The 21,733-nt window shown below is 56.8% G+C and carries 24 protein-coding genes; 5 read left to right on the top strand and 19 right to left on the bottom strand.

Annotation, left to right across the window (positions count from 1 at the left end; genetic code table 11):
• Positions 1-45: 45 nt before the first annotated feature.
• Genes ASD8599_RS18670 through ASD8599_RS18630 form a run of 9 tightly spaced genes read right to left on the bottom strand, consistent with a single transcriptional unit; the run spans position 46 to position 8,522 of the window.
• Positions 46-1,419 carry a tetratricopeptide repeat protein gene (locus ASD8599_RS18670; RefSeq protein WP_108830291.1) on the bottom strand — a complete coding sequence of 458 codons (1,374 nt, stop codon included), beginning with the start codon at positions 1,417-1,419 and terminating at the stop codon, positions 46-48.
• Positions 1,416-2,204 carry an alpha/beta fold hydrolase gene (locus ASD8599_RS18665; protein ID WP_108830290.1) on the bottom strand — a complete coding sequence of 263 codons (789 nt, stop codon included), beginning with the start codon at positions 2,202-2,204 and terminating at the stop codon, positions 1,416-1,418. Before ASD8599_RS18665 ends, ASD8599_RS18670 begins: the two co-directional genes overlap by 4 nt.
• Complete coding sequence (locus ASD8599_RS18660; RefSeq protein WP_108830289.1) at positions 2,197-3,198, bottom strand: P1 family peptidase; 1,002 nt, start codon at positions 3,196-3,198, stop codon at positions 2,197-2,199. Before ASD8599_RS18660 ends, ASD8599_RS18665 begins: the two co-directional genes overlap by 8 nt.
• 49 nt (positions 3,199-3,247) lie before the next feature.
• Complete coding sequence (locus tag ASD8599_RS18655) at positions 3,248-3,598, bottom strand: cupin domain-containing protein (RefSeq protein ID WP_108830288.1); 351 nt, start codon at positions 3,596-3,598, stop codon at positions 3,248-3,250.
• Positions 3,595-4,341: an SDR family oxidoreductase gene (locus tag ASD8599_RS18650; protein WP_108830287.1), complete on the bottom strand. Its 747-nt coding sequence runs from the start codon at positions 4,339-4,341 to the stop codon at positions 3,595-3,597. Before ASD8599_RS18650 ends, ASD8599_RS18655 begins: the two co-directional genes overlap by 4 nt.
• Positions 4,342-4,354: 13 nt before the next feature.
• On the bottom strand, positions 4,355-5,134 hold the full coding sequence (locus ASD8599_RS18645) for a hypothetical protein (protein ID WP_108830286.1): 780 nt from the start codon (positions 5,132-5,134) through the stop codon (positions 4,355-4,357).
• A gap of 27 nt (positions 5,135-5,161) precedes the next feature.
• Positions 5,162-6,766, bottom strand: a complete 1,605-nt coding sequence (locus tag ASD8599_RS18640; protein WP_108830285.1) for an ABC transporter ATP-binding protein — start codon at positions 6,764-6,766, stop codon at positions 5,162-5,164.
• Positions 6,763-7,578: an ABC transporter permease gene (locus ASD8599_RS18635; protein WP_108830284.1), complete on the bottom strand. Its 816-nt coding sequence runs from the start codon at positions 7,576-7,578 to the stop codon at positions 6,763-6,765. The genes ASD8599_RS18640 and ASD8599_RS18635 overlap by 4 nt, the downstream gene beginning before the upstream one ends.
• Positions 7,575-8,522, bottom strand: a complete 948-nt coding sequence (locus tag ASD8599_RS18630; protein WP_108830283.1) for an ABC transporter permease — start codon at positions 8,520-8,522, stop codon at positions 7,575-7,577. The genes ASD8599_RS18635 and ASD8599_RS18630 overlap by 4 nt, the downstream gene beginning before the upstream one ends.
• A gap of 43 nt (positions 8,523-8,565) precedes the next feature.
• Between ASD8599_RS18630 and ASD8599_RS18625 the strand changes: the two genes are divergently transcribed.
• Positions 8,566-9,687: an acetoin utilization protein AcuC gene (locus tag ASD8599_RS18625; protein ID WP_108830282.1), complete on the top strand. Its 1,122-nt coding sequence runs from the start codon at positions 8,566-8,568 to the stop codon at positions 9,685-9,687.
• Here ASD8599_RS18625 and ASD8599_RS18620 read toward each other — a convergent pair.
• From ASD8599_RS18620 to ASD8599_RS18610, 3 genes are read right to left on the bottom strand one after another with little or no spacing between them, the layout of a single operon-like run.
• Positions 9,653-10,057, bottom strand: a complete 405-nt coding sequence (locus tag ASD8599_RS18620; protein WP_108830281.1) for a (R)-mandelonitrile lyase — start codon at positions 10,055-10,057, stop codon at positions 9,653-9,655. The two genes, ASD8599_RS18625 and ASD8599_RS18620, sit on opposite strands and share 35 nt — an antisense overlap.
• Positions 10,058-10,114: 57 nt before the next feature.
• The gene (locus tag ASD8599_RS18615; RefSeq protein WP_108830280.1) at positions 10,115-11,593 is read right to left on the bottom strand and encodes an ABC transporter substrate-binding protein; all 1,479 of its coding nucleotides are present in this window, start codon (positions 11,591-11,593) and stop codon (positions 10,115-10,117) included.
• A 16-nt stretch (positions 11,594-11,609) separates the two neighbouring features.
• Positions 11,610-12,893 carry an acetylornithine deacetylase/succinyl-diaminopimelate desuccinylase family protein gene (locus tag ASD8599_RS18610; protein ID WP_108830279.1) on the bottom strand — a complete coding sequence of 428 codons (1,284 nt, stop codon included), beginning with the start codon at positions 12,891-12,893 and terminating at the stop codon, positions 11,610-11,612.
• A gap of 80 nt (positions 12,894-12,973) precedes the next feature.
• On the opposite strand from ASD8599_RS18610, the gene ASD8599_RS18605 reads away from it, so the two are divergent.
• On the top strand, positions 12,974-13,534 hold the full coding sequence (locus ASD8599_RS18605) for a PAS and helix-turn-helix domain-containing protein (RefSeq protein WP_219928876.1): 561 nt from the start codon (positions 12,974-12,976) through the stop codon (positions 13,532-13,534).
• 43 nt (positions 13,535-13,577) lie between these two features.
• On the opposite strand, the gene ASD8599_RS18600 is transcribed toward ASD8599_RS18605, so the two are convergent.
• The 6 genes from ASD8599_RS18600 to ASD8599_RS18575 form a co-directional block, all read right to left on the bottom strand.
• Complete coding sequence (locus tag ASD8599_RS18600) at positions 13,578-13,910, bottom strand: hypothetical protein (RefSeq protein ID WP_146188240.1); 333 nt, start codon at positions 13,908-13,910, stop codon at positions 13,578-13,580.
• On the bottom strand, positions 13,907-15,010 hold the full coding sequence (locus ASD8599_RS18595) for a CaiB/BaiF CoA transferase family protein (RefSeq protein WP_108830277.1): 1,104 nt from the start codon (positions 15,008-15,010) through the stop codon (positions 13,907-13,909). Before ASD8599_RS18595 ends, ASD8599_RS18600 begins: the two co-directional genes overlap by 4 nt.
• Positions 15,003-16,250, bottom strand: coding sequence for an aminotransferase class V-fold PLP-dependent enzyme (locus ASD8599_RS18590; RefSeq protein WP_108830276.1), 1,248 nt, complete (start codon positions 16,248-16,250; stop codon positions 15,003-15,005). The genes ASD8599_RS18595 and ASD8599_RS18590 overlap by 8 nt, the downstream gene beginning before the upstream one ends.
• On the bottom strand, positions 16,240-16,899 hold the full coding sequence (locus tag ASD8599_RS18585; RefSeq protein WP_108830275.1) for a TetR/AcrR family transcriptional regulator: 660 nt from the start codon (positions 16,897-16,899) through the stop codon (positions 16,240-16,242). Before ASD8599_RS18585 ends, ASD8599_RS18590 begins: the two co-directional genes overlap by 11 nt.
• An 88-nt stretch (positions 16,900-16,987) precedes the next feature.
• Complete coding sequence (locus ASD8599_RS18580) at positions 16,988-17,269, bottom strand: hypothetical protein (RefSeq protein WP_108830274.1); 282 nt, start codon at positions 17,267-17,269, stop codon at positions 16,988-16,990.
• Positions 17,256-17,753 carry a zinc-binding dehydrogenase gene (locus ASD8599_RS18575; protein WP_108830273.1) on the bottom strand — a complete coding sequence of 166 codons (498 nt, stop codon included), beginning with the start codon at positions 17,751-17,753 and terminating at the stop codon, positions 17,256-17,258. The genes ASD8599_RS18580 and ASD8599_RS18575 overlap by 14 nt, the downstream gene beginning before the upstream one ends.
• Positions 17,754-17,903: 150 nt before the next feature.
• Here ASD8599_RS18575 and ASD8599_RS18570 point away from each other — a divergent pair, with 150 nt between their 5' ends.
• The 3 genes from ASD8599_RS18570 to ASD8599_RS18560 all read left to right on the top strand — a co-directional run bounded on the left by ASD8599_RS18570 (position 17,904) and on the right by ASD8599_RS18560 (position 21,241).
• A complete protein-coding gene (locus tag ASD8599_RS18570; protein WP_245926162.1) occupies positions 17,904-19,031 on the top strand; it encodes an aromatic ring-hydroxylating oxygenase subunit alpha in 1,128 nt (375 codons plus the stop codon).
• Between the two features lie 104 nt (positions 19,032-19,135).
• The gene (locus ASD8599_RS18565; RefSeq protein WP_181364564.1) at positions 19,136-20,278 is read left to right on the top strand and encodes an aromatic ring-hydroxylating oxygenase subunit alpha; all 1,143 of its coding nucleotides are present in this window, start codon (positions 19,136-19,138) and stop codon (positions 20,276-20,278) included.
• 36 nt (positions 20,279-20,314) lie between these two features.
• A complete protein-coding gene (locus ASD8599_RS18560; RefSeq protein ID WP_181364563.1) occupies positions 20,315-21,241 on the top strand; it encodes a LysR family transcriptional regulator in 927 nt (308 codons plus the stop codon).
• Here the strand turns inward: ASD8599_RS18560 and ASD8599_RS18555 are convergent.
• On the bottom strand, positions 21,238-21,733 hold a 496-nt coding region (locus ASD8599_RS18555), incomplete at its 5' end, for a M20/M25/M40 family metallo-hydrolase (RefSeq protein WP_146188239.1). The genes ASD8599_RS18560 and ASD8599_RS18555 overlap by 4 nt on opposite strands.

The raw sequence follows: 21,733 nt of genomic DNA, 5'->3' as shown, positions 1-21,733 counted from the left end.
GGAAAATTTGAAATTCTCCGCTACGTTTTCTTTCCAAGAAAACGGCTAATGCAGCGTCGCTTTGGCGCTTTCAGCGCGCGCTCGTGCAATGGCTGCTTGGCCGGGCAATCCCGATTGGTCATAAACATCCGCCAGCATCATATTCAAGGGCACGCCACCCGGATCAAAGGTGCGCCGCATTTCAAGGACCTGCTGCGCCTTTGATGCTTGTCCCGACTGGATCAACGCATCTAGGTGGATTTGTTCAAACAGATCCCGCTGTGCGTGGCTTCCTCCGCATTCTGCCAGCCGGGGCAGCGCCTTGCCCAGAAACCGGATCGCATCGTCCCAGTCTTCGGCTGCATGTGCGGCGATGCCGTGGGCAGCCCATAATGCCACGTCTTCCCATGTTTTGTGATCGTGTTGTGTCGTATCTTTTGCGCGGGCTTCGATCGCGTCCAAAAGGGCTTCGCCTTCGGGACGCTTTGCACGGCCCAAAGCGTATAGATATTGCAGCGTCAGAAACGGGCTAACCGTGTCTGCGCCACGTTTGGCCACGTAATCAGCCACATCCCCCCAACGTGCGCCCACGTCAATGCCCGCGAATTCCATGCGTGCCAGCAATGATGCGGCGCCGACCTGATCTTGGGAATAGTCTTTGGCCAACCCCCACACATGGGTGTCATAGGCTTGCAGCACATCTTCCGGACGGCCTGCGCTGATATAGAACAGCGCCATGTGCCACCAAAGATGCGAATGGATAAATGAATTTAGCCCGTCCCACGTGTCTGCGACGCTTTCCAAAAACGCGATACCTTCGGTGATTTGACCGCGCGTGAGATAGACGTGGGCCAGCGTGTGATGCGCCCAGGGTTCGGCACGTTGAATGTCCATAGCGCGCCGCGCAGAAGCGGCGGCATCGTCCAGAAGGTGACATTCTTCATAGCCAAAAGACACCATCCCATGGGCATAGGGAATGTCGTCGGCCGCTGGCATGGTTTTCAGAGCCACGCGGAGCATGCTTGCGAAATCGCCGATGTTGAATGTGTGGTACTGCGCCAGCTTTAAAGCCACCATATCGCGGGGATGGTCCTCCAGAATGGTTTCGCACAGCGTGATGCAGGCGGGAACATCACCATCGACCCAGGCGCGAATAGCTTGTGTCATAAGTTGTTCGCGCACAGTCACTTTTGGAGCTACGCGTTCGGCTGCCTCAATAAAGGGGGTGGCCTTGGCCGCTGCGATCGGGGCTTCAAGCAACATCCAGATCATGGCTGTGTAGGTGTTGGCCAGACAGCATTCAGGTGCGTCAACGGCCGCTTTCATGACATTTGTGGCTTTGGGATCAAAGCTGATGAAGCCGTGGATCAGATCGTTGATGCCTTGCAGCGCGGCAGCATCGGCCCCTGTGACGGGCAGGCCATATAGGTCTTGTGTCATGCGGTCCTCGTAAAGGTTGTTAGATGATGGGCGACGACGTCCGGAACATCCCAATGAATGGAGTGACCTGCGCCGGGCAAAATCACAGTGTCTATATCGCCAAGCGCTTTTTGTGCGACGGCGACAGGCAACAAAAGATCATTCTCGCCCAGAAAAGCGCGGGCGGGCATAGGGTATGGGCCCAGCAATGGCGTCGGATCGAAATCGGCCAATGCTGCGATCTGGTGCGACATGGCATCCGCGCTTTGCGCAAAGGGGTATGCAAGCGAAGCATCGACGGCCTCTTGCACGGCATTTTCCAATTCGTAAACCGCAGGGTCAAACAGCCACGGGAATAACGCACGCAGCCATGTGTCGGGGCTGGCGTCGCTTTTGCGAATGGCCAGCAACGTCTGAAACAGCGCAAGATTGCGGTTGAGCTGTAGGGGGGCCGCAGCGGCCAATGCTAATGATCGTACACGTTTCGGTGCAGACCGCGCCAAGGTCATTGCGACGGCGCCGCCCATCGAATGACCTAAAACATGGGCTTGTTGCAGATCCAGATGATCCAGCAGGGCCAGGGCATCAGATGCGAAATGGGCGACTGAGGCCGGAGCGCCCATTGGCCGTGTGCGACCTGTGGTTCGGTTGTCGGGGCGGATCAGGGTGAAATGCGGCTCTAACAATGGGACAAGAGGCGCCCAGCTGGCGCTGTCGCTGAGCATCCCCGCAATCATCAGCAAAGGCGGGCCATGGCCGCTGATCTCGTAATGTATGGTCACGCCATCATGGGCAAATTCAGGCATTGTGATCGCTCCAACAGGGCAGCAGATCACCTTCGGCAGGAATCGCCGCATAGACCGCGCGGGCGATTGCGCGGCTAAGACACAAGGCCGCGCCATGACCTGCCATCAACAAATCGCGGGCAGGGCTGTCCATGGGATGCGCACCTGTCGCTGCGCCAAAAACCAGATCGCCATCAGCTGGACAATGCGCGGGAACAATGGCGCGTCCGATACCATCATGGGCGGCTGTCGCGAACCGCAAGCATTGGGCTTTGTCCAATGTCAGATCGGTGGCGACAATGGCGATGGTTGTGTTCGCGCGCTCGTACAGGGCGGTCATTTTCCGGCTGGTCAAATCACGGCCCAAACCGCTGGATGGATCGGGACCTTTGCCGCCGAATTCGCCGTCAATTTCGAACGGTGCGGCCCAGAAGTGCGTATCGGACGGTGTTGTGGCGCTGCCGATGGGGTTTGCAGCGACCAATGCGGCCACTGTGGCCCCATTTGGCAAAACCAAAGATGCGGTGCCAAGCCCGCCTTTGTACATGCCTGTCAAAGCCCCTGTGCCCGCGCCCGCGGTGCCAATTTCAAACTGTTCAGAGGCGGCTTCAAACGCGTCGCGCCCAAGCTGGCGGTAGGGGTTGGTGTCCCAATTTTTTTCGCCGCCATTGATCAGATCAAACAAGATAGCACCCGGAACAAGCGGGATGATTGCGTCTGCCACCTTGTAGCCGCGCCCCTGCGCACGCAACCCGTCAACAACCCCTGAACACGCGTCCAACCCATAAGCGGACCCGCCCGACAGAACCAGCGCGTCAACCTGTGCGACGGACTTGTCGGGGGCCAAAAGGTCGGTTTCGCGTGTTCCGGGTGCGCCGCCCATCACAGCCACGCTGGCCGTGAAAGGTACTTCCCCCACCAGCACTGTTGTGCCTGATTTCAGGGTGTCGTTTTGGGCGTTGCCGACTTTTAGTCCGGCAATATCTGTAATGCTGTTTTTGGGGCCGGGGTTCATTTGGATTTCAGGCCTTCGGCGAAGGTTTATTTTGCGAGATGAAGCAGGATCAGATGTGTGGTTTTGCAGCGGCTGTTTCAGGATCACCAGTGTTTGGCACACCTTTGGGTTCGATCAGCAAGACCTTACATTCGTGTTCGGCGCGGGGCCTGTGGGTGACGCCTTTTGGCACGATGAACAATTCCCCCGCTTTGACGGTGTGGTGTGCGCCGTCCAGATCCATTGTCATTTCCCCTTCAAGCACCAAAAAGAAATCATCCGTGTCAGGGTGGTCATGAAACGGGAATTCGCCTTGAAATTTCACGACCATCACGTCGTTGCCGTTGTAATCCGCCACAACATGGGGGTCCCAGTGGCTGTCGAACTGCGCGAGTTTCTCTGCAAGGTTGACCGTCTTCATATGCACCGTCCCCCGTCTACTTCCATGGCCACCCCTGTTATCATGCTGGCCTCGTCCGAACACATGTAACACGCGGCATTCGCGAGGTCTTCGGGTGTCGAAAAACGCCCCAGTGGAATCGTCGACAGGAATTTGGCGCGCATTTCCGGGGTGTCTTCGCCCATGAAGCTTTTCAGCAGCGGTGTTTCCCCTGCCACAGGGTTCAACGCGTTGACGCGGATGCCTTCGGGGGCCAGTTCCACGGCCATGCCCTTGGTGGCATTGATCATCCAGCCTTTTGAGGCGTTGTACCAGTTCAGGCGCGGACGTGGAGAGACGCCCGCAGTGGATGCGATGTTCAGGATTGCGCCGCTTTTGCGGGATTTCATGTGCGGCACAAGGTGGCGGGCGCTGTGGTAGACGGACTTCATATTCACGTTGTAGACGCGGTCAAAATCGTCTTCGGTGACGTCTTCCATAGGCGCCGGTAAATGCGTCACGCCGGCATTGTTGACCAGAATGTCGACGTGACCAAACGCAGCAAGTGCGGCATCCACCATGGCTTTGACCGACGCGCCGTCTGCCACATTCACGGTACACGCAACAGCAGATGCCCCGTGCTTGGCCGCTTCGGTTTTCGCCCCGTCTGCATTGATGTCCGCGACCAGAACCCGGCACCCTTCAGCCACGAATTTTGCGACGATCCCTGCGCCAAAGCCGGACGCGGCCCCAGTCACGATTGCAGTTTTTTGGTCCAGTCGCATGGTGGTTTTCCTTCTATTGAAAGTCGCGCCAGAACAGTTGCAACAACGGCTTCTGGTTCGGCCCTTTGGTGTCGATGATGGTTTCGATAAACAACAGCCCCAATCCGCAGGCTTCGCGGTTGCTTAACCCGCGCATGTCGGTGTCGGATCGCGCATATGCCCGGCTTAGCCCTTTTTCAGCGGCTGTGACTTCCAAAGCGCTTGCGAATCCTTCCAGCACTTTTTCGCGTTTTGCATCCGCGATACGGGGCGGGTTGGGTCGTGAGACCCCAAGCGTCGAAGCTTTGCGCACGATCCGCAGGTATTCCTTCAGGGCCGGCGCGTTCAGCCGCGCCATGGTTTGAACAAGGGCGCGGCCAAAGACCTCGGGGGCGATTGTATCTTTGACAGAGCGGCCACAGTTGGCGGTGCTCATGGCTTGCATCACCGTCAGTTCGACCTTCATGTGATAGATCTGTTCGCTGACGGGCATATAGGGCATGCCGCGGTCCAAAAGCGGCGCCAGCAGCCCACCCACAGGGTTGGTTGGTGTGGGGGCATTGCGGGCGTTGATCAATTGATCGGCCATGTGTCCCAGGATCGTCTGGTTGTTGGCCAGCTTGGTGCCGTGGTCCAACATCAGCTTCAGTTTTTCGCCTTCAAATCCTGCCGCGCGCAATGCCTGCGGGTTGTTCTGTTCGGTTTGCAGTTTCTGCAAAAGCCGCACCACATCGCTTTTGCGCACTTTTTCTTGGGCGCTTGCCGCGAAAGGGCATGCCAACAGCACAACCAGTAAAAGCCGAAGGAATATCACGTGATTGCGTCCTTTAGAGTGGTCATCCTAAAGCGATGATCCGAGGGGGTGGAGGTCTGGCAGTTTGGGTGCCGCGTTCAACAGCTCTTGCGTATAGGGATGTTGCGGGCTTGCAAAGACCTGAGCCGTCACACCTTGTTCAACTATTTGTCCGGCTTTCATGACCAACACGCGGTCGGTCACGGTTTTCACCACGCTTAAGTCATGGCTGATAAACAAATATGTTAGCCCGTAACGTGCACTTAGGTCCGCCAACAGGTCAAGGATTTGGGCGCGCACCGACACATCCAGCGCGCTAACCGCTTCGTCGAACACAATCAGTTCAGGCTTGATGATCAAAGCGCGCGCAATTGCGATTCTTTGGCGCTGGCCGCCGGAAAACTGATGGATGTATTTGTGTTGGGCCGCGGCTGCCAAGCCCACGGCCTCAAGTGTTTCGCCAATCAGCGCCTGTCGCGCAGCCCCTTTGGGCGGTTGTTTCAGCAAATGGAACGGTTCGGTGATTAACCTGTCGACTTTGTGCCTTGGGTTGAAGCTGCCAAAGGGGTCCTGAAACACCACCTGCATTTTGCGCCGCACATCAAGGTCGGGGGTCTGCCCCGCATAAACGGGGGCATCGTCGATCAGGATTTCACCCGACTGCACAACGTCCAACCCCAGAATGGCCCGTGTGAGCGTCGATTTTCCGCAGCCACTTTCCCCCACCAGCCCCACACGTTCGCCGCGATCTATGTTAAAGCTGACGCCTTTCAGCGCCTCGAACATCGCGGGCGCCCCGAACAAGGACGTGCGCGGCATTTTGTAGCTGCGCCGCACAGAATTGACCCTAAGCAGCGGTTTAGACTGCGTGACCGGGGGCAATGCAACTTCGTGCCCTGACGCCGCGAACAGCATTTTGGTGTAGTCATGCTGCATGTTGGCAAGCAATGCGTTTGTGGCACCTTGTTCGACGATCTGCCCCAATCGCATCACAACAATATGGTCGGCCATGTCCGACACAACGGCCAGATCATGGGTGATCATTAGCAATCCCATATCGTAATCGCGGGCGAGATCCTGAAGCAGATCAAGAATTTGCGCTTGGGTTGTGACATCCAGAGCCGTTGTCGGTTCATCCGCAATCAGCAGCTTGGGACGTAACGCGATAGCCATGGCGATCACGACGCGTTGCCGTTGCCCGCCCGAAAGCTCGTGGGGATAGCGCGACAAAGGGAATTTGTCTTGCGGCAAGCCCACACGTGTCAACATGTCGGCGGCTTGCGCACGCGCCGTCCGTTTCGATGTGTTGGAATGGATCAGGATCGTTTCCGCCACCTGATCCCCGATGGTTTGTACCGGGTTCAACGCGGTCATCGGTTCTTGAAACACCATGCCGATGTCGTTGCCCCGCAACTGGCACATTTGGGCTTCGGATTGGTCCAAAAGGTTTTCACCATCCAGCAGGATGTCGCCGGTTGTGATCGCGTGATCAGGCAACAATCCGATGACCCCAAGTGCCGTCATGGATTTGCCTGACCCGCTTTCTCCGGTCACGGCCACAATCTGACCGGGTGCCACGTCAAGTGACACGTTTTCCAGAATTGTGGCCGTACCAATCGACAGGGACAGATTGCGAATGCTCAGCAGGCTCATGTCCGCGCCACCCGAAGTCGTGGGTTCAGATAGTCGCGCAACCCGTCCCCCATCAGGTTCAGGCCCAACACCGTGATGATGATGGCAAAGCCGGGGATCAGCGCCATGTGCGGGGCTATGCTGACAAGGGTTTGCGCATCTGCCAGCATCCGTCCCCAGCTTGGGGTGGGGGGCTGAGCGCCCAGACCCACGTAACTCAGGGCCGCCTCGGCCAAAATGCCAAGGCTGAACTGGATGGTGGCCTGCACGATCAGCAGGTTCATGACGTTGGGCAAAATGTGTTCCAGCGATATGCGCGCCGCGTTCTTGCCAGCAACACGGGCCGCGAGGATAAATTCACGTTCCCAGATCGGCATGGCCGCACCCCGCACCACCCGCGCAAAGACAGGGATATTGAAGATGCCGATGGCGATAATCGCGTTGATGGCGCCTGCCCCGAAAATCGCGGTGATCAGGATGGCGATGACCAACGAGGGAAAGGCAAAAATCAGGTCGTTGGCGCGCATAATCAGCTCGTCCACGTATGATCCTTTACGCGCCGCGGCCCAAAGCCCCAGCGGAATGCCAAGCGCCATACCGATGCCGACCGCCACAAAAGCCACCGCAATCGACGTTCGTGCCCCCACCATAATCATGCTGAAGATGTCGCGTCCGAAGTGGTCGGTGCCAAACCAATGCACACCGTTTGGGGTTTGCAATTTGGCGGGGATGTTCATTGCGGTGTGTTCAAAAGGAGTCCAGACAAAGGACACGAGGGCGGCGGCAATCGCCAGCAGCGACAGCACCCCACCTATGACAAGGTTGCGGTTCATGTGCGTGACCTGAGACGGGGGTCGACAGCGGCATAGGCCAGATCGACAGCAAAGTTGACGACAATCACAGCAAAGACAAGCAGCATGACCACGCTTTCCACAACGATCAGATCGCGGGCCGAAATCGCCTGAAACACCAGTCGCCCAAGGCCGGGCAGATAAAACACTTGTTCGATGATGATAGACCCCGCCAACAGAAACGAGAACTGCAATCCGATGATCGTCAGCACGGGGATCAGGGCATTGCGCAGCCCGTGCCGCCAGATGGTTTGCGACTTGGTGAGGCCCTTGGCGCGGGCGGTGCGCATGTAGTCTTCGGTCAAAACGTCCAATAGGGCGCTGCGCATGACGCGGGCCAGAATGGCGGCTTGGGGCAAGGCAAGCGCTATGGCGGGCAACGTCAGCGACCACAGACCCGCGCCTAAGCCCTTGTCCCAACCGGCAAACCCGCCTGCGGAAAACCAGCGCAGGTTGATGGCAAACACCAACACAAGCATCATCGCGAACCAGAAGTTGGGCACTGCGACCCCGAATTGCGTCGCTCCCATAATGCCAACATCCCCCAAACGGCCGCGCCGCGCCGCCGCATACATGCCAGCGGGCAGGGCGATCACCGTGGACAAGGTCAGCGCGTAAAGCGTCAATGGCAACGACACCCACAAACGGTCCGCAACCATTTGTGCAACAGGCGTGCGGTAGGTGTAGGAGGTGCCAAAGTCCCCCACAAGCATGCCTTGCACCCACGCCACATAACGCTGCCATTTTGGCACATCCAGGCCCAGTTCGGTGCGCAACGCTGCAATGGTTTCCTCTTGCGCGTTGATGCCCAGCATGAAGGATGCGGGATCTCCGGGTGCGACTTCAATCACAAAGAAAATCAGCACGCTTGCGATGCACAGGCTGAGGATCAGCGACATCAGACGTTTGAGTGTGTAGCGGATCATTGGCGCCTAGACTGTTCGTTCAAATGCGTTAGCTGTGTAGGCCATGGAAAAGCGTCCTTTGTTCATTGGCTCGGAAATCTACCGCGGTTCGACTTACGGAGATTGGCACCCTTTGCGGGTGCCGCGTGTGTCGACGGTAATGGATTTGAGCCGGGCTTTGGGCTGGTTGCCTGCGCAGGTCTATGTGCCCAGTCCACGTGCCAAACCAGCGGCTTTGGCTGTGTGGCATGATGCAGAATATCTGGATGCGTTGGTGGCTGCCGAAGCTGCGCAAACGGTGACGGATGCGGTGCGTGAAAAGTTCGGGTTGGGCACGCCGTCCAATCCAGTGTTCCCCGAAATTTACCGCCGCCCCGCCACCGCTGCCGGTGGATCGCTGTTGGCCGGTGAATTGTTGGCAAAAGGGGGCGTTGTCTATCATCCTGCGGGGGGCACACATCACGGTATGCCTGCCCGCGCAAACGGGTTTTGCTATTTGAACGATCCGGTTCTGGCGCTGTTATCGTTACGGCGGCACGGCGTACAAAGGGTCGCCTATCTGGACATTGACGCGCATCATCCTGACGGGGTCGAACATGCCTTTGGAGATGATCCCGAGTGTCTGATGATCTCCGTGCATGAAGTTGATCGTTGGCCGCGCACGGGTGTGGTTGAAGGCGACACAACACGTCAGACTTACAATCTGCCTGTGCCTGCGGGCCTGAATGACAGCGAAATGGCTTTGATACGCAAAGAGATGATTGTGCCGTTGATCTCGGATTTTGCGCCTGATGCTGTGGTGATCCAATGCGGCTCGGACGCGATTGAGGAAGACCCACAATCGCGACTGGCGCTGTCAAATAATGCGCACCGCGCGATTGTCGGGGCCTTGATGCACGCGGCACCACGTCTCTTGGTGCTGGGAGGCGGCGGCTACAATCCATGGTCGGTGGGCCGCTGTTGGACAGGGATTTGGGGGGTGCTGAACGGATATGATGCGCCAGAGGTGTTGCCTGAGCCCGCACAAAAAGTGCTGCGTGCGCTTCGCTTTGAGGGCAACAGCCGCGGGCGCAATCCACCTGACCATTGGTTCACGACCTTGCATGACGCGCCGCGATCCGGTCCTGTTCGGCAAGAGATCACGAATGCAATCAAAGCGGTTCTTGGTGAAACTCGGCGTCGGTGACGTGGTCGCCCCAATCGGCGGCAGAGCCATCTTGCGTCTCTTGCATCGCCATATGCACCATGCCTGTGTCCGGACCTGCGCCGTGCCAATGATCTTCATGGGGCGGGATCCACACCGTATCACCGGCGCGGATGATCTGGGGCGCTTCGCCACGCAAACACACACGACCCGTGCCAGACATGACATACAAAGTCTGCCCCAAAGGATGGGTGTGCCATGCCGTACGCGCGCCGGGTTCAAAGCTGACCACAAGCGCATTCAGACGGGCAGGGGGCTTTGATCCTATGACGGGATCCATCCACACGGTGCCGGTGAAATAGTCGGGATTGGCGCGTGTGGTGGGACGCGTGCCTGCGGCGTGGATGTCCATTAAGAAACCTCTTTTGCGTCAGGGGGGTAAGGCGGGGGTGTCCCCCGCCCCGCCGGTTTAGTTTGCCCAGCTGACGCCAGTCAAATCTGTCGCTTGGGTCGGCGCGTTGGTCCACAGACCTTGCACACCCGCTTTGGCGACAGACAAGGCCGCCAGTTGGAACAGGTAGCCGTTCACATAATCGCCCGAGATCATCTTTTGTGCGTCACCCATCAGGGCTGTACGCGCTTCGGGATCAGATGTGGCGTTCAATGTGGTCATCAGCTCTTGGAACTTTGGATTGTCGTATTGGAAATAGTAATCCGGGTTCGCATAGATGCCGATGTCCATGGGCTCCGTGTGTGACACGATCGTCAGCCCAAAGTTTTTGCCGCGGAACACAGTTTCCAACCACTGCGCCCACTCGACGTTGGTGATTTCCGCCTTGATGCCGACCTCTGCCAATTGCGCCGCGATGATCTCGCCGCCGCGACGGGCGTAAGAGGGGGGCGGCAGGTGCAGCGTGGTTTCAAACCCATCTGCAAAGCCTGCCTCAGCCAAAAGCTCCTTGGCCTTTTCGGGGTCATAGCTGCTGTTCGCTTTCAAATCGACATAGGCCGGATTGTGCGGCGCGAAATGCGTGCCAATCGGTGTGCCATAGCCGAACATGGCGCCGTCCACGATGGCTTGGCGGTCGATGGCATGGGCCAAAGCTTCGCGCACCTTCACGTTGTCGAAGGGGGGCTGCTTGTTGTTGGTGGACAGGATCGTTTCGCCCTCAGTTGAACCAACCAGCACTTGGAACCGCGGGTCTGCTTCGAACTGGGGCAGGTTTTCGGGGGCGGGGAAGCCGGAAAACACGTCCACATCTTCGGCCATGACGGCTGCAAAGGCAGCCGTTGGGTCAGAGATGAATTTGAACGTGGCTGTTTCCAGCGCAGGGGCTTCACCCCAATAATCAGCATTGCGGGCCAGTTCGATTTTGTCGCCTTGGGTCCAGCTGACAAACTTGAACGCGCCTGTGCCGATGGGGGTCTGCTTGATGCCCTCGATGCTTTCAGGGGCCACGATGACGGCGTCCCCCCATGCCATGTTGAACAGGAAATTGCCGTTTGGTTCGGACAGGGTCACAACAACAGTTGAGGCGTCGGTCACACTTACGTCGGTGATGCCTGCAAACAGTGCTTTTTGCGCGTTCACTGAATCTTCGGCGCGCGCACGGTCTAGTGAAAATTTCACGTCCTCAGCGTCCATTGTGCTGCCGTCGTGAAAGGTCACACCATCACGCAGTGTAAACGTGTAGGTCAGACCGTCTTCGGAAATTTCCCAGCCGCTTGCAAGGCCCGCAACAACTGATCCGTCGCCCATAAAGCGCGTCAGACCTTCAAACACGTTGGAATACAGCACGGAATCAATTGCACCGGCGGCGGCTGATGTCGGGTCCAGATGGGGCGGTTCAAGCTGCAACGCGACGGTGATGTCGGTTTGGGCTTGGGCGGCAAAACCGGCAACGCCCAATGCGCTGGCCAGTGCCAATCGAGATACGAAATGTTTCATGTGTGGTCTCCCTTAGTCAGTTTTTATTGGGCAGCAGAAGCGTTTCCAAGCTTGCACCCATCACCTTTGCGCTGTCGAGCATATCATCAATCCCGATATATTCATCGGGTTTATGTGCCAGCTCCAGAATACCCGGTCCGTAAGCAATACAGTTCTTTAGCTTGCCGATCCGGTCAATGTGTTTTTGGTCGTAGGTTCCGGGGCTTGCGACATACTCGGGGGCTTTGCCCATCACGTCCTCAATCGCTTGGGCCACGGTTTCAACGACAGGTGCGGACTTGTCGGTCATGGACGGCAAAACGCTGTTCAGTTCCGTCATTTCATAGTTAAAATCGGGACGCGTTTCGCGCAGTCCTTCCAACAGCCCTTTGACCTCGCTGCGCACCTGATCCAACGGTTCTTCGACCAAAAAGCGGCGGTCAATCACGATGCGACAACTGTCTGGCACACAATGCGCGGGCAATCCGTCAAAATCGTCGTCTTGTTCTTTTTGCCCGCCATGGATCGAATTGATGTTCATGGTGGATTGCTTTGCCCCTTCGGGCACCACGGGCATATCCGTTATGCGGGCGGCCATTGCGGGGAATAATTTGTCTTCGAATTCGCCAATCACAGCCCCCATATGCCGCACAGCGCAATCGCCAAGGAATGGCATCGATCCATGGGCAATCTCGCCTTTGGTTTCGATTTCGGCCCACCAGCCGCCGCGATGGCCCAAACAGATGCGATCTTTGTTCAAAGGTTCCGGAATGATGACGTGTTGCACGTTTTCAGGGCTGAAATGGCCGTGTTCGGCAAGGTATGCGACCCCGCCGTAACCGCCTGATTCCTCGTCTGCGGTGCCGGAAATCTCGATTGCACCGTGGAAGTCGGGGTGTTCTTCGATGAACGCTTCGGCTGCGATGATGGATGCGGCCAACCCGCCTTTCATGTCGCAGGCCCCCCGCCCATAGATGTTGCCATTGGCAATCTCTCCGCCAAAAGGGTCAAACGTCCAGCCTGCGCCGACCTCAACCACGTCTGTGTGGCTGTTGAAATGCACGCAATCGCCTGTGTGCGCCCCGTCGCGCCGCGCGATGATGTTCCAGCGTGGATATTTTTCGCTGTCGCCGGGTGTGCCAAAGGCGCGGATCAGTTGTGTTTGTAAGCCGTGGGCAGACAGGCGTTTGTCCAGATAATCGCAAATCGCTTGATAGTTTTCGCCGGGCGGGTTCAATGTGGGGATGCGGATCAGGTCCTGCGTCAGCTGGATCAAGTCGTCGCGCTTGGCCGCAATGCGTGTCATAAGCGAAGTTGTCATTTCACACCTTTCGTTAAACGACTTGCAGTATCGCGGCGCATGAGTACGGTATCAATACCGTATATTCACGGGGGTTGGCAATGGATAACGTAACGACTGAAATGCTGGAGGCGTTTGACGCGGCCCCCATTGGCTTGGCAGTGTCACGTCACCGGACCTTGAGCAGTTGCAATCTGACGTTCGCCAGCTTGCTTGGCTACAGTCGTTCCGAACTGTTGGGACAGTCCTTTCGCATGCTGTACCCCAGTCATGCCGAATTTGACCGTGTGCGCGACATTGGCCTTGTGACGATGGCGCAAACGGGGGCCTACTCGGACGAACGAATGATGCGCCAGAAAGACGGTGTGCCCAAATGGTTCCGCTTTCGTGCACGAACGCTGGCGCCGGATGATCCCTTGTCCCATCTGGTCCTAAGCTTTGCGCCCATCCGCGACCATCTGGACGGTCCGCGCCTGACCAAACGCGAACGCGAGGTTTTGTCCCGCCTCAGCCGAGGCCTGACCAGCAAGGAAATCGCGCGGGAATTGGAATTGTCACCGCGCACGATTGAGGACGTGCGTGCGCGATTGTTGCGCAAATTTGAGGCGAAGAATACGGCCGATTTGTTAAGGCGGATGAGTTATGCGAGGCCAAGCGGGTAGGGGAGGCGACTTTGCAGACAATCAAACAGCAAAAATGACTTTGCTAAGATTTTACTAAGTCATCAAGCCAGATGTGACAGATCGTTTGGTTTTCACACTCCATCGCCATCCCAAGCCTTTGGTCTACAATTTGTCTTGCATACGCAGCATCAAACTTAGCCAGAGTATCCCAACCATGGTCTAGACCGTAAATTCCCCAGTCTATTCGTGGGTGCCATTCATCCACATTTTGGATTTCATGGACTTCCATGGAGTGAACAAAGTAACCGTTTTCAAATATTTCGTCTAACATGGTTCGCACGAATTGAGGTGAATGATCCTCGCGTTTCGCATCCGTCAAACATTTTTCTATTGCTGCACTTGTTGCCTTCATCAATCCCACTTCTCCATCACTTCCTCAAAATTGACATGTCCCGCGTCTCCATGCGTTGGCGGATCGGATGGTGTGCCCATGAACCGTGGCACGGGGCCGGGTTGCGTGATCCCGTCTGTGTCCACGAAGGTGCCGCGCGCCTGATTGTGTGGATGCGTTGGCGCCTCTTGCATCGACAGAACGGGGGCAAAGCAGGCGTCAACATCTGTCAGGATCGCAGACCATTCATCGCGGGTCTTGCCCGCGAACAGTGCTTCCAAAGCCGGGTGCATTTCGCTTTGGTCGCCGTATTGTTTTGAAAAGCGCGGGTCGTCTTGCAAACCCACGGCATCCAGCAAAGCGGCAAAAAATTGTGGCTCTATTGGCCCGATAGAGACATATCCGCCATCCTTGGTCGTGTAGCAGCGGTAATACGCGGCGCCCCCGTTCAGCACGTTGCCACCGCGTTTGGTGTCATCCCAAGCGCCGCCAGCGTTCAGCCCGTATTGGAGCACCATCATGAGGGCCGCACCGTCTGACATGCAGGCATCCACAACTTGACCCTGTCCTGTTCTACGCGCGTTCATCGTGGCGGCCAGAACCCCTGTCAGCAGCATCATGCCGCCCCCTGCAAGGTCGGCAATGATGTTTTGCGGGGGCGGGGGTGGCGTGTTGGCGGGGCCTATGGACCACAGCGCGCCGGAGATTGCCATGTAGTTCAGATCGTGGCCCGCGCGGTCTTTCAAAGGCCCCGTTTGCCCCCATCCGGTCATGCGACCGTAGACCAGTTTCGGATTACTCGCTTCAAACGCCTCTGGCCCTAATCCAAGACGTTCCATCACGCCCGGACGGTACCCTTCAATCACAACTTCTGCTTTGTTGATCAGTGTTTTCGCACGCGTTAAATCATCTGCATCGCGCAAATCCAACGTCAGGGATTTGCGTGAGCGGTCATACAGATTGTGTTTCTGTTCCAACCCGAACAGCGGCTTTTGACCGGGACGCGCGATGCGCACGACTTGCGCCCCCATGTCGGCCAGCATCATCGCGCAAAAGGGCGCCGGCCCAAGACCGGCCATTTCGACGACACGCAGGCCACGCAGGGGACCGTTGCGGTCAAGCATCTGTCAGCTCTTTCATCGCGGTCAGAAAGGCGCTGACCTCTGCCAGAGTGTTGTAGTGGCACATGGACACCCGCACGGCCGCAGGCAATCCAAGCGGCGTTAGAATGTTGCCCGAATAGTGGTCTGCCTTGCGGATATGTGTGCGAATGCCGCTGTCGTTCAAATGCGCCACGATCTTCTCCGCGGGGACATCAGCGCTGGCAAAACACACAAGCCCCTCGCGCGCAGGGTTGTCCGCGCCGCCGATGATCGTGATGCCTGCAAGATCTGTCAGGCCAGGCAGGTTGCCAGTGCCAAACAGCATCGCATCTGTCAGCTCTTTTTCGTGGGCCTTGATTGCGGTTGCTGCGGCTTCGATGTGGGTGCGTTCGGTTTGGCCATCGCCAACCTGCTGGCCCAACCACCCGAAATAGGCCACGACGTCTGAAAATGTAGCATATGCGCCGGTGTCGCGTGTCCCCAATTCCCAGTTTTCCTTGGGGCCGTCGATCAGGGCTTCGAGGGGCAATTGGGACAATCTGTCAGACGCCCAAGCCACCCCGTATCCGTGGCGCGAAAAGACCTTGTAGGGCGAGATGACATAGCCGTCGATGTCGTAGCTTTGGATGTCGATGTGACCATGGCTTGCGTGTTGGATGCCATCGACGATGATGAAACATTCAGGCGCCACAGCGCGAATTGCGGCGGCGATGGAAGCCACGTCAATGGCCATTCCGGTGACAGGCGAGGTGTGCAAAATAGTAGCAACACGCACCTCTGGTGTCATGTGGGCGGCATAGGCTTCGGCTGTGACGCGCCCTGTGGCGTCGTCGTGTGGCACGGAAATATAGGGTTTGCCTGCAACAGTCGCCCAATGTTGCGCGGCGCTGCGGGATGCGGGGTGTTCGACGGTTGATCCGATAACGGACCCTTGTGGTGTGCCCATCACGGCCGTGCGGATCAAACGATAGGTCAGTTCCGTGCCGCTTTCGCCAACGAAGAACTGGCCGATGTGCGTGTTAAAGAACGTTGCCATGTCGGCTTTGGATTGCTTGATGATCGCACCCAAAGCCTGTGCCCCGGGATTGTCGCGCCCTTGGTTGTCCGGAATAGCAGCAAACTTTGCCGAGGTTTCGACAGCAGATTTCAGCGTCAAAGCCCCGCCTGCGTTTTCGAAAAACACGCGTGGCCCGGAAAAGGGGCAGGCGTCAACATGTGCAAAGCGGTCGCGAATTTCAGTCAAAAGCGTATCAGAGAACATGGTCGATACCTACGTAGTTTGTTTTGGGGTAAAGATGGGCGAGGGCCGCGATTTCGTCACGTGTCGGGGTTTGTCCGGTCATACAGAACAGATACTGCGCCCCGCGTTTCATACGTGTGTCGTAGTCTTCGCGTTGATCCAGTGTGGCATAGCCGATTTGGGTGAAATATACGATGCGGGCCCGTACATCCGCTTCAGCGGGGGGATATGAAAAACGTTCGAACATCAGCGAGATGGCTGCAATTCGCGCGATGTCGCTTTCGTCCAGCGCACGGCGTACCGTGCCTGATCTGCGGGCCCAATCGCGAATGGCAAAGTCCAGTTTGGTATCAAAAGCCGATCCGTAAACCCACTTGCTGAACAGCTTTGCCAACGCCTCGCAGATTGTAGCGCCGTCGTTGTCAGCGGCATCAATCAACGCTTTTGTGTTGGTCGCGGCCCATGTGTCCAACAATGCATCCATCAATTCGGACCGGTTTTTGAAGTACCAGTAAAAACTGGATCGCGGGCAGTCCAGAATGGCCGCCAAAGACAGAACCTTGACCTGATCCTCGCCTTCGCTGATCAGAGTATCAAGTGCCGCAGTCAGCCAATCTTGACGCGTCGTGCGTCCGGGGCCACGTCCGCCTGCCTTTTTACCGTCTTGCATCTGGTGCTCCGTTGTTGTTGCCACAATTGGCGATCATGGCGCATGATGCAAGCGGCGCTTGGCGTTCCGCTGGCTGTGTTGGTATGGCTTAAAATTCGTCAAATTCGGGCACATTCCCCAGACGTACCAGAAAGCTGGGCGCTTCGACTTCGCCGGTGCCAAGGTCTTCACACAGCATATACGCATCCGCGCCTGCGCAATCGTCGCGCATTGCTTCGCGTTCGGCACGGTTTTGGGCATCATTGGCGTTGGAATATTCGAACTGCTTGTCGATTTTCAACGTCGCCTGACCAGCGCGGCCTGCATCTTTTTCAACGTAGGTTTGGCAAATGTAATGGAACTTCTGGGTGGCGTTGTCAGAGTTTGACATGAACAGCTCCTGCAATTGTTGATACGTGATGTGACGGGTGGTAAGGGCGTTCGTCGCAAAGCACCACCCGAAAAGCTTGGTCCTGAAAGCCAATTCGGCTATAGAAATTAACATAATCCCAATTACGCGCTAAATTTTCGATGTTAGGTGGGTTCGCAAACGAAGTGCAAATTCTGTACGGATACAGAGCCTGTGCGATGTCACGCAAAGGATAGGTCTTTGCGACCACTGATCGGATTTCGTTTGCCTCAATATAGCGGATCGAATTGGTGAACACCTCGTCTTCTTGAAACGTGCACCTCATAAGTGTCAGGTCTTTTAGGTCAAGTGTGCGTACGTCGATTTGGGACATCGGACCCGCGATTGCACCGGCTGTTAAATAGCGCCCTCCCCGACGCAAAACCTCTAAAAGTGACGGCCATTGTTCGCCTGCGACCAGATCAATCACCACATCAATCGAACCCGCGCCCAGTTCTGCCACCATCGCATGTGCGCTTGATTAGGCTGGCTCAAATCAGGCGTTTTGAAGAGTATCCTTTACCGAATTTGCTTTTGGCAGCACGTTTGCACATCGAAAGACTGTTTTGCCATCCCGCGATGCGATGGGGTTAAAACCGAACAAGGAATGACAGGTATGAAAGACGCGGTAGACGAGCTTTTGAAGACTGTTTCAGTTCCCTTTGAAAAAGCCCGTGCCATGCCGCCATCGGTCTATACATCCGATGATTTTTTGAAGCGCGAATTAAACGACATCTTTGCCAAGGACTGGTTCTGCGTGGGTCGTGCGTCGGCCCTTGCCGCATCCGGCGATTATGTCACGCTTGAGCTTGCCGGTCAGCCCATTATCGTTTTACGCGCAGGTGACGGCGCTTTGCGGGCCATGTCGAATGTATGCCGCCACCGCATGTCGACGTTGCTTGAGGGGCGCGGAAACACCCGCAGCATCGTCTGCCCTTACCATGCCTGGACGTATAATCTGGATGGATCATTGCGCGGTGCACCTGCGATGACCCAAAACGAAGGGTTCTGCAAATCCGACTACCAGCTGCCTGATGTGCGTTGCGAAGAATGGCTGGGCTGGGTTTTTGTGTCGCTCAATCCTGACAGCCCGCCAGTGGCCAGCCAACTGTCCAAAGTGGCAGATATGGTCAGCGACTACGACATGACGAATTATACAGAAACCTTCTTTGAAACCCATGTCTGGGACACCAATTGGAAGGTTCTTGCCGAGAATTTCATGGAAAGCTACCACCTGCCCGTTTGTCATGCAGGCACCATTGGTGGTCTTTCCAAGCTGGAAGAAATGATTTGCCCGCCCGGTGAAGACGCGTTCAATTACCATACGATCCTCAAGGATGAATCCCTGAAGATCGCGATGGCTCATCCCAACAACACGCGGATGAAGGGCGAACGTCGGCGCACGACCTACCTGCTGGCGATCTATCCCAGTTTGATGATCACCCTCACACCGGGATACTTTTGGTATCTAACGCTACACCCCGAAGGTGTCGGCAAGGTGCGTATCGGTTTTGGTGGTGGCATGTCCGATGACTATGCAGACGACGTGGATGCGCAAGCGAACTTCGAGCAACTTAAAACGTTGCTGGATGATGTGAACGTCGAGGACAAAGGCTGCACCGAAAAGGTCTATAAAGGCCTGTCTTCGGATGGCGCTGCGCCTGGGCATTTGTCGCATCTTGAACGGCCCAACTATGATTTTGCCCAATACATCAACGCGCGGGTTCAAAGCGCAAACAAATAGGATGACGGCCGTGGCCCATGACCGCATGCGCAAATCTAATACCGGAGCGGCACGCGTAACGTCCCCTCGATCCACGCGAAGCCCTTTTGACGGAGTACCCGGCGATGAATGAACAGGTTGCCATCAGCGCGTTTGAAACAGCCCGTGTTTCTGAAATGCGCCAGACTTTGGCCGATTGCGCAGCATCCCCCGATGGGGCGCCGCAAGGGTTGCCGGGCTACTTTTACAACGACCCTGCGTTCTTCGACCACGAATGTAGGACTTTTTTGCGTGATGGTTGGCATTGCGTGGGGCGGGCCGATGAATATGTAGAACAAGGCGATTATCTGGCGCTTGAGTTGTTGGGCGAACCGCTGATTATCGTGCGCGACAAAGATGAAATCAAAGCGCTGTCAAACGTCTGCCGTCACCGCGGCATGCCGCTTGCCGAAGGACAAGGCAATGCGAACCGTTTTGTGTGTCGCTACCATGCATGGGCCTACGGCACCGATGGCACATTGCTGCGGGCACCGCGCATGAAGAATGCAGGCTTTGACGCCAAGACATGCAAGCTGGGCACGTTTCCTTGTGTGCAGCGGTTTGGGTTTGTCTACGTTAGCCTGTCGCAGAACCCTGCGGATATTGATGTGGAACTGGCGGGGCTTGGGGAATTGATCGGGCGGTATGAGCCAGAGAAATATGTGACCGTACACAGCGACAGCGAGGTCTGGAACTGCAACTGGAAATGTCTGGTCGAGAACTTTATGGAAGGCTACCACCTGTCCGTTGTGCACCCGCAGACGTTGCACGGGTACACGCCAACAGGCCTCAGTAAAAAGGGACCAAATGGCGTGGGTTTCACCAGCTATTTTGCCAACTATCCCGACAACATTCCGCCCCGCGGCGAAGGGGCGCCGGGTCTCAGCGAAAAAGAACGCCACCGCTCAACACTGTTTGCGGCTTTTCCTTGTCAGGTGGTCAGCGTGGCCGCATCCCTGCTGGTGTCTCTCAACATCCGCCCCCTTAGCCCCACGTCTATCAGGGTACGTTGGTCCATGTCTGTCTACGGCGACAGCCTTGATGGTGATACCATCGACCAGCGTATCGCGCTGTGGGAGGACGTGAACCGCGAGGACCGTGAAAAACTGGAAGCGATGCAAGCAGCGCTGGGGTCGGTTTTTGCCACCGGTGGACCGCTGGCCGAAGACGACTACGAAGGCACGGTCCGCGACTTTCTGCTGTGGATCGCCCGTCAAGACGCCGCTTGACGTGATGCGGCCTGCGGGCGATGCAAGGGCATGACTGTGCGGTTTACATATCGGCAACTGGAATATCTTGTTGCGGTTGGGGATGCGGGAACCATCGCGCAAGCGGCGGGGCAATTGAATGTGTCCTCGCCGTCCATTTCGACAGCCATCAACCAATTGGAAGCGCATTTTGGGGTACAGCTTTTTGTACGTCACCACGCGCAAGGGCTGACGCTGACGCCGGGTGGACGGCGGTTGTTCTCGGAAGCAAAACGCATGCTTGCAGACGCAGCGGCGCTGAATGACATTGCGGAAGATGTTGCCAAAAGGCCGGGCGGGCCGCTGGCTGTTGGCGCATTGTCCACGCTTGCCCCGTTGCTGAGTGCGAAGTTTCGCAAGTCGTTCGAACAAAGTTTCCCCGAATCGCGTGTTTCCTTGTTCACGGGCGATCAGACGACACTGTTCCAGCAATTGGCGCGGGCGGAAATCGACGTGGCGATCACCTATGATATGGAAATCCCGCAAGACATCCATTTCGAAGGGCTTGCGGCCCTGCGGCCCTGTGTCATGCTGCATCCCGATCATCCACTGGCGCAAGGCGATTGCGTGTCTTTGCACGAGATTGCCACAGACCCTTTGATTTTGCTCGATCTGCCTCTTAGCCGAGACTATTTCCTATCCACATTTCGCGGTCTCGGGATCACCCCCAATATCGCGGATCGCACCAACGATCTGTCGGTTGCGCGCAGTCTGGTGGCGAATGGCTACGGGTATAGCTTGCTTAGCATCGGCACAGAGATTGCCTATGCCCCGGACGGGCAGCCCTTGGCCATTCTTCCCATTTGTGAAGACGTCGGCCACATCACTTTGGGGTTGGCGACCAAACAGATCACATCAAGATCTGCGATTGTTCAGGCGTTCTACGACCATGTGCGCACCCAAATCGATGCACACGGATTGCCAGCAACGCGCATGTTTTGCTAGACACCCGCCACCAAGCGGTCCAGCAGCGCATCCATCATGGCATCGCAGGCCGCAAGCTGGCATATCTCGACGTACTCGTCCGGCTTGTGCCCCTGATCCATCGATCCGGGCCCACATACCACGGTCGGAACGTCCAGTTTTTGCGAAAACAGCCCGCCTTCTGTGCCGAACGCGACTTTGATGGTTCGGTTGGTTTGCGCCAGTGACTGGACCAGACCGACAACGGCGCTGGCCGGATCAGTGGACAACGAAGGATAGGTGTTTGTGATGTCGATCGTGATATCTGCCGCCCCGAAGCGTGTGCGCAGGTCTCGCAGATAATCGTCGCGGTATTTTTCCAGACGCGACATGATGTCTGCAGGATTGTCCTGAGCCAGATTGCGGATTTCAAACAGGAATTCTGCATGATCCGGTACAATGTTCAGGGCGGTGCCGCCCACAACTGTTCCCACATGAACCGTGCTATATGGCACATCATAGTCGTCATCTCGT

Origin of the sequence: Ascidiaceihabitans donghaensis (assembly GCF_900302465.1) — a bacterium.
Lineage (GTDB): Bacteria > Pseudomonadota > Alphaproteobacteria > Rhodobacterales > Rhodobacteraceae > Ascidiaceihabitans > Ascidiaceihabitans donghaensis.
This window is presented reverse-complemented; position numbering and strand designations above follow the sequence as displayed.